The following is a 16,322-nucleotide window of genomic DNA, read 5'->3' on the forward strand; positions in this document are numbered from 1 at the left end:
ACGCCCTAGGGCTCAGGTGCGCTCGGCCCAGGCCGCGCTGCTGAAAAATTTCATAGTGACCGCGTGGATGCTGCCATCGGCGATCCAAGGGTTCAAATGGGCATAGATGCTTTGCTGACGCTTGACCGGGCTCAACGCCGCCAGTTCATCACTAATCACGTTCAGCTGGAAGTTGCAGCCTTCGCCTTCAACTTCCACCTGCGTTCCTGGCAGCTTTCCTTCAAGGAAGCTCTTCACTTCTACGGCCTGCATGCTCAACCTCAATCGGCGCCCTGTGCGCACGGGTCGGACATCATACAAAAAAGCCCCGCGCCTGCGAACCCCGCATTGGCAGGACTCTGACGGGGGGCTTGTTTATCGATGCGGGTTCAGGGGTGCGCCAGCAACTCGGTCAGTTCACTGACCTGAGCGATTTCGCGCATGTCTTCCGGCATCGCACGGATGCTGACGGCCTTGCCGGCCGCCTGGGCATCGCGCATGAAGCACAGCAGCAAGGACAAGCCGACGCTGCTGGACTTCTTCACTGCCGAGCAATCGATGACCAGCGATGCCGCCTTGCTGGACTTGATCAGCGCCTGGCCTTCCTTGCGCAGGTCGGGACCTGTTCGATAGTCCAGCACTCCGCTGAGCAATAGCTCGTCGACATCACTCATACGAACTGCCGCCTCATTCATTGTGCTGGCTTCTCGGCAGCTTTCTCGGTGGTTTCCTTGGCCTTGGCCACTTCGCCAGCCCAATTGTTGATGGTCTTGTCCAGATCGTTGCCATTGCGCTGCATCGCGTCGGCGAACTGATCACGGAACAGCTTGCCGATGTTGATGCCATTGATGATCACATTGCGCAGTTTCCACTCGCCATTGATCTTCTCCAGCGTGTACTGCACAGGGTAGATCGCGCCGTTGTTGCCCTTGACGGTCATGCCGACGCTGGTGCGATCGCCGGACTCATCCTTGGCCGGATCAACCGTGATGCCCTGGTTGTTGTATTCGAGCAAGGCATTGCCATAGAACTGGAACAGGCCGCGCTTGAAGTTTTCCTGGAAGGTCTGCATCTGCGCCGGCGTGGCCTTGCGCGAATACTTGACCGTCATGATGCTCTTGGAAATGCCTTCGGCGTCCACCACAGGTCCGACGATGGTGTTCAGCGCCGTGTAGAAATCCTGTGGATCCTTCTTGTACTTCTCTTTATTGGCCGACAGGTCAGCCAGCATCCGGTTCGTGGTGTCCTGAATCAGGTCGTGCGCCGACTGTCCGGGCGCAGCGCTAGCCAGCATCGGCAGTGCCGCAAGCAACACCAACAGGCCACGTCGCAAGGTAGAGATCATTCAAAAGCTCCTCATTTGGCGTCTTTGCTAACGGTATTGAGCAGGAATTTACCGATCAGGTCTTCCAGTACCAGAGACGACTGGGTGTCGTGGATGGTTCCACCATCCTTCAGACGGGTGTCTTCGCCGCCCACGCTGATACCGATGTACTTCTCGCCCAACAGGCCAGCGGTCAGGATAGACGCTGTGGAGTCGGTCGGCAGGTTGTCGACCTTTTTATCCACTTGCAGGGTTACCCGACCGGTGAAGCTGTCGCGATCCAGATCGATGGCCGTGACCTTGCCGATGGTTACGCCAGCCATGGTCACTTTGGCTCTGACCGTCAAACCGGCGATATTGTCGAAGTAGGCATACAGTTTATAGGTGTCGGTGGTCGAGGTCGGAGACAGGCCACTGACCCGCAAAGCCAGTAGCAACAAAGCCAGGATCCCTGCCAGCAGGAACAGGCCGACACCGATTTCCAGGGTGCGGTTTTGCATCAGAAATCTCCAAACATCAAAGCGGTCAGAATAAAGTCCAGGCCCAGTACCGCCAGCGAGGCGAATACCACGGTCTTGGTGGTGGCGCGACTGATGCCCTCGGAAGTGGGCTCACAGTCGTAGCCTTGGAAAACGGCGATCCAGGTCACGACGAAGGCGAAAACGACACTTTTGATGACGCCGTTGAGCACATCGCTGGTGAAGTTCACGCTGTTCTGCATGTTCGCCCAGTAGGAGCCTTCATACACGCCAAGCCAGTCGACAGCCACCCACGAACCGCCCCAGATTCCCACCACGCTGAAAATCATCGCCAGCACCGGCAGGGAAATGAAACCGGCCCACAGACGCGGGGCAATAATGTATTTGAGCGGATCGACACCGATCATTTCCAGGCTGGAAAGCTGTTCGGTGGATTTCATGTTGCCGATTTCTGCGGTCAGCGCCGAACCGGCACGCCCGGCAAACAACAGCGCCGTCACCACCGGCCCCAGTTCACGCAGCAACGTCAGGGCCACCATCTGCCCTACAGCCTGCTCCGAACCGTAGCTCGACAGAATACTGAAGCCCTGCAGCGCCAGCACCATGCCGATGAAAATCCCCGACACGACGATGATCACCAGCGACATCACGCCGACCGAATGCAGTTGCTTGACCAGCAGGCCGAAACCGCCGCTGATACCGCCACGACCGAGCAGGGCGTGAAACAGGAACAGGGTCGCGCGGCCAAACACCGCGACGGCGTCGATCGCCGCCTCGCCGAACCGGCGTACGCGTTCTATTAATGAAATTCTGCGCATCAGCGCTTCCCCAGAAGATCTGCGCGGTAATCCGTCGCTGGAAAATGGTACGGCACCGGGCCATCGGGGTTGCCGGTCATGAACTGGCGAATACGCGGTTCATCCGAATTCATCAATTCGTCCGGCGTGCCCTGCCCCAGCACCTGACCATCACCCACTACATAGATGTAGTCAGCGATGCTCGCGGTTTCGGCCAGATCGTGGGAGACCACGATGCTGGTGATCCCCAGCGCATCGTTGAGCAGACGGATCAGGCGTACCAGCACGCCCATGGCGATCGGATCCTGACCGACGAAAGGCTCGTCATACATGAGAATCTGCGGATCGAGCGCAATCGCCCGGGCCAAGGCGACCCGACGCTTCATGCCGCCGGACAGCTCGTCGGGCATCAGCTCGATGGCACCGCGCAAACCGACCGCCTGCAATTTGAGCAGGACGATGTCGCGGATCATTTCATCCGGCAATTGGGTATGAACGCGCAGGGGGAAAGCGACGTTCTCGAAGACATCGAGATCGGTGAACAGCGCGCCGCTTTGAAACAGCACGCCCATGTGCTTGCGCGCATCGAACAGATCACTGCGCGACAGCGTCGGCAGGTTCTGACCGTTGACCCAGACTTCGCCGCTGGAAGGACGCAACTGTGCACCCATCAAGCGCAACAAAGTGGTCTTGCCACACCCGGAAGGTCCCATGATGCCGGTAACCTTGCCACGCGGGATGCGAATATCGACGTTATTGAAAATGCTGCGCGCACCGCGCTTGAAGGAGACTCCCTTCAGCTCGACCGCGTAGGCGTTATCGGCACTCATCTAAACTCCTTGCGATGCAGCCTCTCACTCGGACGCCTGGCTTTCCGCAGAAAGCACATACCTCCCGGGCAGGCCGAACTGGCGGCGAACTATATCACTGCAAACGCCAAGCGCCCAAGGCCCCGCCCCTCCGCGTTCAACGATATGACAGGCCTGATGGCACTTTTTCGGGGTTTTGCTGACGCGGAATGACAAAGCACGACGAACTTGCGTGAGGCTTTTCAACATAACCGCTATAATCGCCGCCTTTTCATCGGGCTATACGATTTCTGACATGAGCCAATCCAGCGACCTGATTCAATCGGCACAACGCACCATCCGCCTCGAAGTGGAAGCCGTACAAGGCTTGTTGCCCCATATCGACGCCGATTTCGTACGCGCTTGCGAGATGATTCTGGCCAGCAAAGGCCGTGTGGTCGTGGTCGGCATGGGCAAATCCGGGCACATCGGCAACAAGATTGCCGCGACCCTGGCCAGCACCGGCACCCCGGCATTTTTCGTCCACCCGGCCGAAGCCAGCCATGGCGACATGGGCATGATCACCCGCGACGACGTGATCCTTGCCCTCTCCAACTCCGGCTCAACCAACGAAATCGTCACCCTGCTGCCATTGATCAAGCGCCTCGGCATCCAGTTGATCAGTCTGACTGGTAATCCGCAGTCGCCATTGGCCAAAGCTGCCGAAGTCAATCTCAACGTTCATGTCGAACACGAAGCCTGCCCGCTGAACCTGGCACCGACTTCCTCAACCACCGCCGCGCTGGTCATGGGCGATGCCCTGGCCGTGGCGCTGCTGGAAGCGCGTGGTTTCACCGCCGAAGATTTTGCCTTTTCACACCCGGGCGGCGCTCTGGGTCGACGCCTGCTGCTGAAAGTGGAAAACGTCATGCATGCCGGGCAAGAGCTGCCGCAAGTGCAGCGCGGCACCCTGCTCAAGGACGCGCTCATGGAAATGACCCGCAAGGGTCTGGGCATGACCGCGATCGTTGAAGCCGATGGCAAACTGGCCGGAATCTTCACCGACGGCGATTTGCGCCGCACGCTGGACCGCAGCATCGACATCCGCAGCGCCACCATCGACCAGGTCATGACCGCGCACGGCAAGACCGCACGGCCCGAGATGCTCGCCGCCGAAGCCCTGAAAATCATGGAAGACCACCGAATCAACGCACTGGTTGTCGTGGACGAAGAAGATCGCCCGATCGGCGCCTTCAACCTCTCCGATCTGCTGCGTGCAGGAGTGATGTAATGACCACCGATCTGCTGCAACGCGGCAAAGCGATCAAACTGGCGGTGTTCGACGTCGACGGCGTCCTCACCGACGGGCGCCTGTACTTCCTCGAAGACGGCAGCGAATTCAAGACCTTCAACACCCTCGACGGCCAGGGCATCAAGATGCTGATGAATGCCGGTGTCGAGACCGCCATCATCAGTGGCCGCAAGACCCCGGTGGTTGAACGCCGGGCAAAGAACCTCGGTATCCCGCACCTGTTTCAGGGTCGCGAAGACAAATTGGTGGTTCTGGACGGCCTGCTGGCGCAACTGGGCCTAAGCTATGAACAGGTCGCCTACCTGGGTGACGACCTGCCTGACTTGCCGGTGATCCGCCGCGTAGGCCTGGGCATGGCCGTTGCCAATGCTGCCGACTTCGTGCGCGAACACGCCCATGGCGTCACTCGGGCCCGCGGTGGCGAAGGTGCCGCCCGCGAATTCTGCGAATTGATCCTGCGCGCCCAGGGCCGCCTCGATGCGGCCAACGCCGCGTACCTGTGAGCCAAATCATGTTTAGCAAAAAATTTCGCAACTTCCTGCTGTTCGGCTGCATCGCTGCGATGTTTGCGGCGGTCGGCTACTGGAACATCAGTCCGGAACGTTTCCTCGACAAGCCTGTGGCCAAGGTCGAAGACACTGCCATCGACTGGTACGCCACCAATACGCATACCCTGCAATATCTGCCGGACGGCAAAGTGCAGTACGAAATGACGTCGGACAAGGCCGAACACCTGAAAGCGACGGATGTGACTCTGGTTACCAAACCCGACCTCAACATGTATCGCGGCACCGAGTTTCCGTGGCACGTGACCAGCGAGCGAGGCGAAGTGAATCCGGACGGAACGCAGGTAGAATTGATCGACTCGGTACGCATCAAGCGCACCGATGAAAAGAAACGCGACACCCTGATCACCAGCACACGCATGACGGTGTTCCCTCAGCAGCAATATGCGCAGACCGAGCAACCCGTTAGAATCGACGGCGCTGGCGGTGTATCGACTGGCGTGGGAATGAAGGCGTATTTGAAGGAAAGCAGGATACACCTGCAATCGAACGTAAGAGGACAGTATGAGGCTCGTTAAAACCCTCCCTATTTTGCTCAGTCTGGGCGCAGCACTGGGAAGCGTGAGCGCCTGGGCTCTGCCGAACGATCAGCAGCAACCTATCCGCATTCAGGCCGACGACGCCCAGCTGGACGACAAGAACGGCATCGCCACCTATAAAGGTGATGTGATCATCACCCAGGGCTCGATGATCGTTAAGGGCAATACGGTGACCATCACCCGTACTCCGACCGGCGATATCGACGTGGTGACCTCGGTAGGCAACCTTGCCTACTTCGAGCAACTGCAAACCCAAGGTGACGCCAAGCCTGTTCAGGGCTGGGGCGTGACGATTCAGTACCACGCCGCGCAAAACCGCGTCGTGCTGATCGACAAGGCCAAGGTTGTCGACAAGGACAACAACACCACTCAGGGCGAGAAAATCGTCTATGACACGGTGAAGAAACTGGCCAGTGCCGGTCGCGCTACCGGCAGCAAAGTCACCGAAACGCGTCCGCGTATCGACATGGTGATCCAGCCGAAGAAGAAAACCGACGAGAAAACCCAGTAATGGCAACTCTGAAAGCTCAACACCTGGCCAAGGCCTATAAAAGCCGCCAGGTTGTGCGCGACGTCAGCCTGTCGATCGACAGCGGCCAGATCGTTGGCCTGCTCGGCCCGAACGGTGCCGGCAAGACCACCTGTTTCTACATGATCGTCGGCCTTGTGCAGGCCGATCAGGGTCGCGTACTGATCGATGATCTGGACGTCAGCCATCAGCCGATGCACGGCCGTGCCAAGGCCGGTATCGGCTATCTGCCGCAAGAAGCGTCGATCTTCCGCAAATTGTCGGTGGCCGATAACATCATGGCCATCCTCGAAACCCGCACGGAACTCGACAAGACCGGTCGTCGCAAGGAACTGGAAAGCCTGCTGCAGGAATTCCACATCAGCCACATCCGCGACAACCTCGGCATGAGCCTGTCCGGCGGTGAACGCCGCCGGGTGGAAATTGCCCGCGCCCTGGCGACCGCACCGAAATTCATCCTGCTCGACGAACCGTTCGCCGGTGTCGACCCGATTTCGGTCGGCGACATCAAGCAGATCATCCATCACCTCAAGGCCAAGGGCATCGGTGTTCTTATCACCGACCACAACGTGCGTGAGACCCTGGATATCTGCGAAACCGCCTACATCGTCAACGACGGTCAACTGATCGCCGAAGGCGATGCGGCGACCATCCTCGCCAACGATCTGGTGAAGGAAGTGTACCTGGGCCACGAATTCCGCCTCTGAAGCGCGATCGCATTCGGCCAGCCGTTTGGGCGCTGTAACGTTGAAGCTGATTTTTATACGCTTTTATTGTTACAGCGCTCTGGGCAGACACGACGCCTCAAAGATGTTCACCGCGCCTCGACGCGATGCGTCAACAAAGTTTTATACGCTTTTATTGTTACAGCGCTCTAGGCAAACACGACAGTTTCAGGCATATAATTTGCTTAAGTTTGGCGCTCCGGCGCCCTGTAGTGGATGGCGCATGCGCGCCGGCGAATAAGGTGTTAAGCCCCTGCCATGAAACCATCGCTAGTCTTGAGAATGGGCCAGCAGCTGACGATGACACCGCAGCTGCAACAGGCCATCCGCCTGCTCCAATTGTCGACCCTGGACCTGCAACAGGAAATCCAGGAGGCCCTGGAATCCAATCCGATGCTCGAACGCCAGGAAGAAGGCGACGACTTCGACAATACCGATCCTTTGGCCGACAACGCCGAACAAAAACCCAACACCGACATTCAGGAACCGTCCTATCAGGAAGCCGCCCCGACGGTGGACAATCTGGAAGATGGCGAATGGAACGAGCGCATTCCTAACGAACTGCCCGTTGATACCGCCTGGGAAGACGTCTACCAGACCAGCGCCAGCAGCCTGCCCAGCAGCGATGACGACGAGTGGGACTTCACCACCCGCACGTCCGCCGGCGAAAGCCTGCAAAGCCATCTGCTGTGGCAATTGAACCTGGCGCCGATGTCCGACACCGACCGCCTGATCGCCGTGACCCTGATCGATTGCATCAACAATCAGGGCTACCTGGACGAAACCCTCGAAGAAATTCTCGACGCCTTTGATCCGGAGCTCGACATCGAGCTGGACGAGATCGAAGCCGTTCTGCACCGCATTCAGCAGTTCGAACCGGCCGGTATCGGCGCGCGCAACCTCGGCGAATGCCTGCTGCTGCAACTGCGTCAGCTCCCGGCCAAGACCCCGTGGCTCAACGAAGCCAAACGTCTGGTCAGCGATTACATCGATCTGCTCGGCAGTCGCGACTACAGCCAGTTGATGCGGCGTATGAAGCTCAAGGAAGACGAGTTGCGTCAGGTCATCGAACTGGTGCAAAGCCTCAATCCGCGTCCGGGCTCGCAGATCGAATCGACCGAAGCCGAGTACGTGGTGCCCGACGTCATTGTGCGCAAGGATAACGAACGCTGGCTGGTCGAGCTGAATCAGGAGTCAGTGCCCCGTCTGCGGGTCAATGCGCAGTACGCCGGTTTCGTCCGTCGCGCCGACACCAGCGCCGACAACACCTTCATGCGCAACCAGTTGCAAGAGGCACGCTGGTTCATCAAGAGCCTGCAAAGCCGCAACGAAACCCTGATGAAGGTGGCCACCCAGATCGTCGAGCATCAGCGCGGCTTCCTGGAGTATGGCGATGAAGCCATGAAGCCGTTGGTCCTGCATGACATCGCCGAGGCGGTCGGCATGCACGAATCGACGATTTCCCGGGTCACCACGCAGAAATTCATGCATACCCCGCGCGGTATTTATGAACTGAAATACTTTTTCTCCAGCCACGTCAGCACCTCCGAAGGCGGTGAATGCTCGTCGACGGCGATCCGCGCGATCATCAAAAAACTGGTTGCGGCGGAAAATCAGAAAAAGCCGTTGAGTGACAGCAAGATCGCTGGTTTACTGGAGGCACAAGGCATTCAGGTGGCTCGCCGCACCGTCGCCAAGTACCGCGAATCCCTCGGGATCGCGCCTTCGAGCGAACGCAAGCGGTTGATGTAAGCCACGTTACAGCGTTCCAGTGGCAGGCTCTTCGGCCTGCCGCTTTATGCACTGGCAACGAAGGAGAAGCTGTATGCAAGTCAACATCAGTGGACACCAACTGGAAGTGACCGAACCTCTGCGCACCTACATCAACGAGAAACTCGAACGATTGGAGCGCCATTTCGACAAGATCACCAACGTGCAAGTCACGATGTGCGTCGAAAAGCTCAAGCAGAAAATCGAAGCCACCTTGCATATACCCGGCAGCGAAGTGGTCGCCAACGCAGAAGATACCGACATGTACGCTGCGATCGACTCACTGACCGACAAGCTGGATCGCCAACTCAAAAAGCATAAGGAAAAGACCCAGAGCCTCCTTCAGGGCGCGACAGGTCGTTAACACTCCCAACCCATGATCCGACTTGAAAGTATCCTGACCCCCGGCCGTTCCCTGGTGAACGTGCCGGGCGGCAGTAAAAAGAAAGCCCTCGAACAGATTGCCAACCTCATCCATAAAGAAGTGCCGGATCTGGCCATGCAGGATGTTTTCGAGAGCCTGGTAGCCCGTGAGAAACTCGGATCCACCGGTTTCGGCAACGGCATCGCCATTCCCCACTGTCGCCTCAAAGGCTGCGAAGCGCCTATCAGCGCGTTGATGCACCTTGATGCCCCCATCGATTTCGATGCCATTGACGGCGCACCGGTCGACCTGCTGTTTGTACTGCTGGTCCCGGAAGCGGCCACCGATGCCCACCTGGAATTACTGCGCCAGATCGCCAGCATGCTCGATCGCAAGGAAGTGCGCGAAAAACTGCGCAGCGCACCGAGCAACGAAGCCTTGTATCAGGTCGTCCTGAGCGAGCAGAACGGTCATTAATCATGCGCTTGATCATCGTCAGCGGCCGCTCCGGCTCGGGTAAAAGTACCGCCCTGAATGTCCTTGAGGACAACGGCTACTACTGCATCGACAACCTGCCGGCCGGTCTGCTGCCGGAACTCGCCGAACGCGCCCTGATTCACACCGAACTGGCCCAGCCGCTGGTGGCCGTGTCGATCGATGCACGCAATCTGCCGAGCCACCTGTCGCGTTTCCCCGAACTGCTTGAAGAAGTCCGTGCCCGGCACATCCAGTGCGATGTGCTGTATCTGGATGCCGACGAAGAAACCCTGCTCAAGCGCTTCTCGGAAACCCGCCGGCGCCATCCATTGAGCACTGCCAACCGCTCGCTGGCCGAAGCGATCGAAGATGAAACCGCCCTGCTCGGCCCGATCGCCGACCTGGCCGACCTCAAGGTCAACACCACCAATCTGAATCTGTACCAGTTGCGTGACACCATCAAACTGCGCCTGCTGAACCAGCCGGAGCCGGGTACGGCGTTTCTGGTCGAGTCGTTCGGCTTCAAGCGCGGCATGCCGGTGGACGCGGATCTGGTGTTTGATGTGCGCTGCCTGCCCAATCCTTACTGGAAACCGGAACTGCGTGCACAATCGGGTCTCGACGCACCGGTCGCCGAGTACCTGGCTGCACAACCGGAGGTTGAGGAGATGTTCCAGGACATCTACGGCTACCTGTACAAATGGCTGCCACGCTTTGCCGCGAGCAATCGCGCCTATGTCACCATTGCCATTGGCTGCACCGGCGGGCATCACCGCTCCGTTTACCTGACCGAACGTCTGGGTCAGGCCCTGCAGAAAACCCTGAAGAACGTCCAGGTTCGCCACCGCGACCTCACTTAAAGGATTCACACCGCGATGCCTGCTCTGGAAATCGAAATCATCAATAAACTGGGCCTGCACGCCCGAGCGTCGGCCAAGTTCGTCGGGGTGGCGGGCCAGTTCCCGGATTGCACGATCAGAGTGGGTCGCACGCCAGAAACCACAGTGGATGGCAAAAGCATCATGGCGATGATGATGCTCGCCGCCGGCAAGGGTACGAAGATCTATCTGAGCACCGAAGGCCATCAGGAACAAGAAGCGCTGGATGCGCTGGTGGCGTTGATCAACAACTACTTCGATGAGGGTGGTTGATCGTTTAAAGATCAAAAGATCAAAAGATCAAAAGATCGCAGCCTGCGGCAGTTCCTACAGTGAACGCATTCCAATGTAGGAGCTGCCGCAGGCTGCGATCTTTTGATATTCAACCCAACGCCGTATCCATCACCATCATCAGACAAAACCCGATCAGCAAGCCAAGACTGGCCAGCTTGTCATGACCATTGCGGCGCGATTCCGGAATGACTTCGTGCGTCACCACCAGCAACATCGCCCCCGCCGCCAGCGCCAGCCCCAACGGCAATAACAGCTCCGCCAGACTGACCAGCCAGGCACAGAGCAGTGCAAACACCGGTTCGACCAGTCCTGACGCCGCACCGATCAAGAATGCCTTGACCCGCGACATTCCCGCCCCCGCCAGTACCAGCGCAATCACCAATCCCTCTGGCACATCCTGCAAGGCGATGCCCATCGCCAGACTGTCGGCATCCGGCATGCCGCCGCCAGCGGACACCCCCACCGCCATGCCTTCCGGGATGTTGTGAGCAATGATGGCGAAGACGAACAGCCAGATGCGCGGCGGAATCACCGGGTGCTCGGGGGTACCGACGAGCATTTCCGGTGAGGCGCCGGACAGTTTCAGATCCACCAGATACAAACCGAATGCACCAAGCATGATGCCGAAGCAGATCAGCCCGCTGGCGGCCAACGGTGTCAGGCCCAGACTTTCGGCAGCAGCGATGCCCGGCACGATCAGCGAAAACGCGGTTGCCGCCAGCATCACGCCGGCGCCGAAACCCAGTAGCGTATCGCTGAGCCTCTGCGGCATACGCCGGATCACCAGCACCGGCACCGCGCCGAGCGCCGTGCCGAGGGCGCAGATCGCGCCGCCCTGCAATGCGCGTGACAATCGCGGCTGCAGATCCAGCCATTCCAGCCCGTGCACGGCCAGCAGGGTCATGCCCGCCAGCAGCAACAGCGACCCGACCGCGTAACGAAACATACGCCCACCGCCAATCGCCAGTGTTTCAGTGCCCATAGTCAGCCCTGGATTGTTTTTATAGAAGACTTAAACCAGTGCAGCCTGGTAGCGCGCAGCAACTTCCGGCCAGTTGATCACGTTGTAGAACGCGTTGATGTATTCCGGGCGACGGTTCTGATAAAGCAGGTAATAGGCGTGTTCCCAAACATCCAGACCGAGAATCGGCGTGTTGCCGTTCATCAACGGGCTGTCCTGATTGCCGCTACTTTCCACGACCAGTTTTTTCTCCGGGGTCACGCTGAGCCAGGCCCAGCCGCTGCCGAAACGGGTCAACGCGGCTTTGGTGAAGGCTTCCTTGAAGCTGTCGAGGCCGCCCAGTTGCGCCTCGATGGCCTTGGCCAGCGCGCCGTCCGGCTTGCCACCGCCGTTGGGTACCATGACTTCCCAGAACAACGAATGGTTGGCATGCCCGCCGCCCTGGTTGATCACCGCCGCGCGAAGTTTTTCCGGCAACTGCTGAACGCTGGCGACCAGTTTTTCCACCGGCCATTCGGCGTACTCGGTGCCTTCGACGGCGGCATTGAGGTTGTTGATGTAGGTCTGGTGGTGCTTGGTGTAGTGGATCTCCATGGTTTGCGCATCGATGTGCGGTTCCAGGGCATCGTAGGCGTACGGCAAGGCAGGCAAGGTAAAAGCCATTTCAGTGGACTCCATGGTGATGTGAGGCTGACGCGCGGCGTGCATTGCCGGTGTCCGGGTGCAGCAGGCGCTGGGTGCGCGGGTATTCGCCATGCTCGCTGATGAAGTTCAGCAGTTCGACGTAGGTCTTGCTGCTCTGGCGCAACGCCGCTTCACGCAGTGCTGGACGCAGGCGCTCGTCCTGCATGGTCTGCAACAGCCGTTGATGAATCGCGCAGAGGTACTCCGCACTTTCCTCCGGCTGATTCAGGCGCAAATGCAGATCCGCGAGGTTGTGGTGGGAGATGACGCACGCCGCCACCGCTTCGTCGGCGTCCGCCCAGCGTTCGAACAGTACTTGCGCCAGGGCCAGGGCTTGCAGATAAGCCTCGCGGGCATCAATCAGCTCGCCCAGCATGAAGCAGCGATTGGCCCGTTCGATCGTGCGTTTCCAGTGCTCCATGGTGAGCCTCCAAAGCGGTTGCGGGGTTTACACGCCGCCGGCGGTGAGTTTCTCGGGGTTGAGCAACTCTTCCAGTTGGCTGCGCGACAGGTCGGTGTGTTCCAGGGCGACGTCGATCACCGGACGCCCTTGCTTGTAGGCCTGCTTGGCGATTTCCGCGGCTTTCTGATAACCGATGATCGGATTGAGCGCGGTCACCAGAATCGGGTTGCGCGACAACGCTTCCTTGAGCCGCGACTCGTTGACCTTGAAGCTGGCGATGGCCTTGTCGCCGAGCAGACGACTGGCATTGGCCAGCAGTTCGATGCTGCTCAGCAGGTTCTGGGCGATGATCGGCAGCATCACGTTCAGTTCGAAATTGCCCGACTGGCCGGCGATGGTGACCACCGAATCGTTACCGATCACTTGTGCGGCGACCATGGCGGTGGCTTCCGGGATCACCGGATTCACCTTGCCCGGCATGATCGACGAACCCGGTTGCAGGGCTTCCAGTTCGATCTCGCCAAGGCCGGCGAGCGGACCGGAGTTCATCCAGCGCAGGTCGTTGGCGATTTTCATCAGCGACACGGCGGTGGCCTTGAGCTGACCGGAGACGGCGACGGCGGTGTCCTGCGAGCCGATCAGGGCGAACAGATCCTTGCCCGGAGTGAATTGCACATTCGTCAGTTGGCTGAGCTGGCGGCTGAAACGCGCGGCGAATTCCGGATGCGCGTTGATCCCGGTGCCGACCGCCGTACCGCCCTGCGCCAGCGATTGCAGGCTCGGCAGTAAATCCTGCAGATGACCGATGTTGGCCTTGAGCTGCTGCGCCCAGCCATTGAGCACCTGACTCATGCGCACCGGCATCGCGTCCATCAAGTGCGTACGGCCGGTTTTGACGTGGTGGTGCACCTGATCGGCTTTGTTTTCGATGACCTGCACCAGATGCAACAGCGCCGGCAACAGCTGCTCATGCAGGGTCAACGCCGCGCTGACGTGGATGGTGGTCGGAATGATGTCGTTGCTGCTCTGGCCGCAGTTGACGTGATCGTTCGGGTTGACCGGCTCGCCGAGCAGGCGGCTGGCGAGGGTCGCGATCACTTCGTTGGCGTTCATGTTGGAGCTGGTGCCGGAGCCGGTCTGGAAGATATCCACCGGGAAATGCTGCATGAAATCGCCTTCGAGCAGGCCTTGCGCGGCATCGCTGATAGCTTTGCCCTGGCCGGCGCTGAGCTGGTTGAGCTCGACGTTGGCCCGCGCGGCGGCGGCTTTGGCGAGGATCAGCGCACGGATGAATTGCGTTGGCATCGGCTTGCCGCTGATCGGGAAGTTATCCACTGCGCGTTGGGTCTGCGCGCCGTAGAGAGCGTCCACCGGCACCTGCAATTCGCCCATGCTGTCGCGCTCAATACGTGTCTTGGTCATCGGTAAATCCTTGGACTAATTCAATGAGAGGAATCGAGGGAAGCAACTCGCAGGTCGCCAGTTGCCAGGTGTAGCGCTGCCAGCGCTGGAGCCGGCAGTTGCACAGCGACAGGCGCTCCATTTCACGCAACGGCCGCCAGGCTTGATCGAGACACAGGTTGCGCCAGTGCCACGGCAAGGCGATGTCGGTGGCCGTGTCGAGCAGCAAACGGAAGGAGGTTTCAGCGATGGTCCATGGGGAAGTCGCGGTGCAACAGGCCAGATAACGGCCTTCGGCCAGGTAATGTTCGATCAGGCGCGGCTCGTCAGGATCCATCGCGCAACGGATCTGGCGACTCATCCAGCGCCAGCTTTCGAGGTACGGCTGCTCGTGCAAGGCAGAACTCATGATCCGGGACTCGTTCGGAGATGAGATTTATTATTAGATGATAATGAGAACCAAAACAAGAGCGCCTGGTTACACAGACTCCATTGCGGGAGCGAGCCTGCTCGCGAAGGCGTCGTGTGAGTCGCCGCTGCAGTAGGCTGCTATCGCTTTCGCGAGCAGGCTCGCTCCCACAAGGTTTTGTGTGGAGCCAAGAAAAAAGGCGCGCCCCCCCACGAGGGGGCGGGGCCTTCTTGTCTGCCCGCTGGGGGATAGCTGGCCCCGCCCGTCCGCCTCCCCGTCCGCACCCGGCCCGTACGAATATTGCTGCGCAGCTCCAGATCATTACCGACTGCGACGATCTGCTTGAACATGTCGCGCATGTTGCCGGCGATGGTCACTTCCTGCACCGCGAACTGGATTTCGCCGTTCTCGACCCAGAACCCCGCCGCCCCACGCGAATAGTCGCCGGTGACCATGTTCAAGCCATGGCCCATCAACTCGGTAACCAACAAGCCACGGCCCATGCGCTTCAACAGCGCCGCCTGATCTTCATCACCGTGAGTGACGAACAGGTTGTGTACGCCTCCCGCATTGGCAGTGCTCGGCATGCCGAGTTTGCGCCCGGAGTATGTGCCGAGGATGTACGACACCAGCTCGCCCTTCTCGACGAACGGTTTGGCATAGGTGGCCAGACCATCACCGTCATAGGACGCACTGCCCATGGCGCGCATCAGGTGCGGACGCTCGTCGATGGTCAGCCATTCCGGAAACAGCTTCTGCCCCAGCGTGCCTTCGAGGAACGACGATTTGCGATACAGACTGCCGCCAGACACCGCAGACAGGAAGCTGCCGAACAAGCCGCCCGCCAGTTCAGCGGAAAACAGCACCGGCACTTCGCAGGTCGGTACCGGACGCGCGCCCAGACGGCTCGCGGCACGTTGCGCGGCACGCTGGCCGATGCTCACCGGATCCGCCAGCAAGCTGCCCTGACGATTGACGTCATACCAGTAATCGCGCTGCATCTGGCCGTCGGCTTCGGCGATCATCACGCAGCTCAGGCTGTGCCGGGTCGACGCGTAACCACCGATGAAACCGTGGCTGTTGCCATATACACGGCAGCCCTGATGGGTGCTGAGGGTGGTGCCGTCAGCGTTCTTGATTCGCGCATCGGCGTCGAACGCGGCGGCTTCACAGAGCAACGCCTTCTCGATGGCCTGCTCCGGGGTGATGTCCCATTCGTGGAACAGGTCGAAATCCTGCACATCCCTGGCCATCAGCGCGGCATCGGCGAGGCCCGAGGCTTCGTCTTCAGAGGTATGTTTGGCGATCGCCAGTGCAGCGGCAACGGTTTCACGAATCGCGTCCGGCCCGGTGGCGGACGTGCTGGCCGAGCCTTTGCGCTGGCCGACGTACAGGGTGATGCCAAAGCCCTGGTCGCGATTGAATTCGACCGTCTCGACCTCACGCTGACGCACCGACGTCGATAAACCCTGCTCCAGCGACACCGCGACTTCGCAGGCACTGGCTCCCTGACGCTTGGCTTCGGCGATGATCTGCTCGACCTGTTCCTGCAGTGCCGGCAATGCTTGCGGGCCGACGCTTTGAACTGCACTCATGCTCATCTCCACTCAAATTCTGCTTTCGGCTGGGGTCATCGAGCGACC

The 16,322-nt window shown here is 59.6% G+C and carries 21 protein-coding genes and 1 pseudogene; 10 read left to right on the forward strand and 12 right to left on the reverse strand.

The window, feature by feature from the left end:
* Positions 1 to 12: 12 nt before the first annotated feature.
* The 6 genes from LVD08_RS08395 to LVD08_RS08420 form a co-directional block, all read right to left on the reverse strand.
* Positions 13 to 252 carry a BolA family protein gene (locus tag LVD08_RS08395; protein WP_007953556.1) on the reverse strand — a complete coding sequence of 80 codons (240 nt, stop codon included), beginning with the start codon at positions 250 to 252 and terminating at the stop codon, positions 13 to 15.
* Between the two features lie 116 nt (positions 253 to 368).
* The gene (locus LVD08_RS08400) at positions 369 to 674 is read right to left on the reverse strand and encodes an STAS domain-containing protein (RefSeq protein WP_027610853.1); all 306 of its coding nucleotides are present in this window, start codon (positions 672 to 674) and stop codon (positions 369 to 371) included.
* Positions 671 to 1,324 carry an MlaC/ttg2D family ABC transporter substrate-binding protein gene (locus LVD08_RS08405; protein WP_027610852.1) on the reverse strand — a complete coding sequence of 218 codons (654 nt, stop codon included), beginning with the start codon at positions 1,322 to 1,324 and terminating at the stop codon, positions 671 to 673. Before LVD08_RS08405 ends, LVD08_RS08400 begins: the two co-directional genes overlap by 4 nt.
* 11 nt (positions 1,325 to 1,335) lie before the next feature.
* Complete coding sequence (gene mlaD / locus LVD08_RS08410) at positions 1,336 to 1,803, reverse strand: outer membrane lipid asymmetry maintenance protein MlaD (protein WP_007967220.1); 468 nt, start codon at positions 1,801 to 1,803, stop codon at positions 1,336 to 1,338.
* Positions 1,803 to 2,600 (reverse strand): lipid asymmetry maintenance ABC transporter permease subunit MlaE, encoded by a 798-nt coding sequence (gene mlaE / locus LVD08_RS08415; protein ID WP_027610851.1) that lies wholly within the window; start codon positions 2,598 to 2,600, stop codon positions 1,803 to 1,805. Before mlaE ends, mlaD begins: the two co-directional genes overlap by 1 nt.
* Positions 2,600 to 3,409 (reverse strand): ATP-binding cassette domain-containing protein, encoded by an 810-nt coding sequence (locus LVD08_RS08420; RefSeq protein ID WP_003221703.1) that lies wholly within the window; start codon positions 3,407 to 3,409, stop codon positions 2,600 to 2,602. The genes mlaE and LVD08_RS08420 overlap by 1 nt, the downstream gene beginning before the upstream one ends.
* A 274-nt stretch (positions 3,410 to 3,683) precedes the next feature.
* Between LVD08_RS08420 and LVD08_RS08425 the strand changes: the two genes are divergently transcribed.
* From LVD08_RS08425 to LVD08_RS08470, 10 genes are all read left to right on the forward strand, one after another.
* On the forward strand, positions 3,684 to 4,658 hold the full coding sequence (locus LVD08_RS08425) for a KpsF/GutQ family sugar-phosphate isomerase (RefSeq protein WP_247267904.1): 975 nt from the start codon (positions 3,684 to 3,686) through the stop codon (positions 4,656 to 4,658).
* Positions 4,658 to 5,182 carry a KdsC family phosphatase gene (locus tag LVD08_RS08430; protein ID WP_007967216.1) on the forward strand — a complete coding sequence of 175 codons (525 nt, stop codon included), beginning with the start codon at positions 4,658 to 4,660 and terminating at the stop codon, positions 5,180 to 5,182. Before LVD08_RS08425 ends, LVD08_RS08430 begins: the two co-directional genes overlap by 1 nt.
* Before the next feature lie 8 nt (positions 5,183 to 5,190).
* Positions 5,191 to 5,763, forward strand: a complete 573-nt coding sequence (gene lptC, locus LVD08_RS08435) for an LPS export ABC transporter periplasmic protein LptC (protein ID WP_027610848.1) — start codon at positions 5,191 to 5,193, stop codon at positions 5,761 to 5,763.
* The gene (gene lptA, locus LVD08_RS08440; protein ID WP_247267905.1) at positions 5,750 to 6,295 is read left to right on the forward strand and encodes a lipopolysaccharide transport periplasmic protein LptA; all 546 of its coding nucleotides are present in this window, start codon (positions 5,750 to 5,752) and stop codon (positions 6,293 to 6,295) included. Before lptC ends, lptA begins: the two co-directional genes overlap by 14 nt.
* The gene (gene lptB / locus LVD08_RS08445; protein WP_247267906.1) at positions 6,295 to 7,020 is read left to right on the forward strand and encodes an LPS export ABC transporter ATP-binding protein; all 726 of its coding nucleotides are present in this window, start codon (positions 6,295 to 6,297) and stop codon (positions 7,018 to 7,020) included. The genes lptA and lptB overlap by 1 nt, the downstream gene beginning before the upstream one ends.
* A gap of 276 nt (positions 7,021 to 7,296) precedes the next feature.
* The gene (locus LVD08_RS08450; protein ID WP_027610846.1) at positions 7,297 to 8,790 is read left to right on the forward strand and encodes an RNA polymerase factor sigma-54; all 1,494 of its coding nucleotides are present in this window, start codon (positions 7,297 to 7,299) and stop codon (positions 8,788 to 8,790) included.
* A 73-nt stretch (positions 8,791 to 8,863) separates the two neighbouring features.
* Complete coding sequence (gene hpf / locus LVD08_RS08455) at positions 8,864 to 9,172, forward strand: ribosome hibernation-promoting factor, HPF/YfiA family (protein ID WP_025109458.1); 309 nt, start codon at positions 8,864 to 8,866, stop codon at positions 9,170 to 9,172.
* Positions 9,173 to 9,184: 12 nt separating this feature from the next.
* Positions 9,185 to 9,649, forward strand: a complete 465-nt coding sequence (gene ptsN, locus LVD08_RS08460) for a PTS IIA-like nitrogen regulatory protein PtsN (protein ID WP_027610845.1) — start codon at positions 9,185 to 9,187, stop codon at positions 9,647 to 9,649.
* Positions 9,650 to 9,651: 2 nt separating this feature from the next.
* Positions 9,652 to 10,509, forward strand: coding sequence for an RNase adapter RapZ (gene rapZ, locus LVD08_RS08465; protein ID WP_027610844.1), 858 nt, complete (start codon positions 9,652 to 9,654; stop codon positions 10,507 to 10,509).
* A 15-nt stretch (positions 10,510 to 10,524) separates the two neighbouring features.
* Entirely contained in the window at positions 10,525 to 10,800 is a 276-nt protein-coding gene (locus LVD08_RS08470; protein ID WP_003221684.1) for an HPr family phosphocarrier protein, read from the forward strand.
* A gap of 109 nt (positions 10,801 to 10,909) precedes the next feature.
* Here the strand turns inward: LVD08_RS08470 and LVD08_RS08475 are convergent, their stop codons facing one another.
* The 6 genes and pseudogenes from LVD08_RS08475 to pmbA all read right to left on the reverse strand — a co-directional run.
* Positions 10,910 to 11,803 carry a ZIP family metal transporter gene (locus LVD08_RS08475; RefSeq protein WP_247267907.1) on the reverse strand — a complete coding sequence of 298 codons (894 nt, stop codon included), beginning with the start codon at positions 11,801 to 11,803 and terminating at the stop codon, positions 10,910 to 10,912.
* A gap of 30 nt (positions 11,804 to 11,833) precedes the next feature.
* Positions 11,834 to 12,445, reverse strand: coding sequence for a superoxide dismutase (locus LVD08_RS08480; RefSeq protein ID WP_247267908.1), 612 nt, complete (start codon positions 12,443 to 12,445; stop codon positions 11,834 to 11,836).
* A 1-nt stretch (position 12,446) separates the two neighbouring features.
* On the reverse strand, positions 12,447 to 12,887 hold the full coding sequence (locus LVD08_RS08485) for a hypothetical protein (RefSeq protein WP_007967199.1): 441 nt from the start codon (positions 12,885 to 12,887) through the stop codon (positions 12,447 to 12,449).
* A 27-nt stretch (positions 12,888 to 12,914) separates the two neighbouring features.
* Complete coding sequence (locus tag LVD08_RS08490; RefSeq protein ID WP_247267909.1) at positions 12,915 to 14,291, reverse strand: class II fumarate hydratase; 1,377 nt, start codon at positions 14,289 to 14,291, stop codon at positions 12,915 to 12,917.
* Positions 14,272 to 14,679 carry a FagA protein gene (locus LVD08_RS08495; protein WP_247267910.1) on the reverse strand — a complete coding sequence of 136 codons (408 nt, stop codon included), beginning with the start codon at positions 14,677 to 14,679 and terminating at the stop codon, positions 14,272 to 14,274. The genes LVD08_RS08490 and LVD08_RS08495 overlap by 20 nt, the downstream gene beginning before the upstream one ends.
* 281 nt (positions 14,680 to 14,960) lie before the next feature.
* Positions 14,961 to 16,274 (reverse strand): annotated as a pseudogene (gene pmbA / locus LVD08_RS08500) (metalloprotease PmbA); the annotation flags it as partial.
* Between the last annotated feature and the right edge of the window lie 48 nt (positions 16,275 to 16,322).

Origin of the sequence: Pseudomonas sp. YL2 (genome assembly GCF_023063025.1) — a bacterium.
Lineage (GTDB): Bacteria > Pseudomonadota > Gammaproteobacteria > Pseudomonadales > Pseudomonadaceae > Aquipseudomonas > Aquipseudomonas putida_A.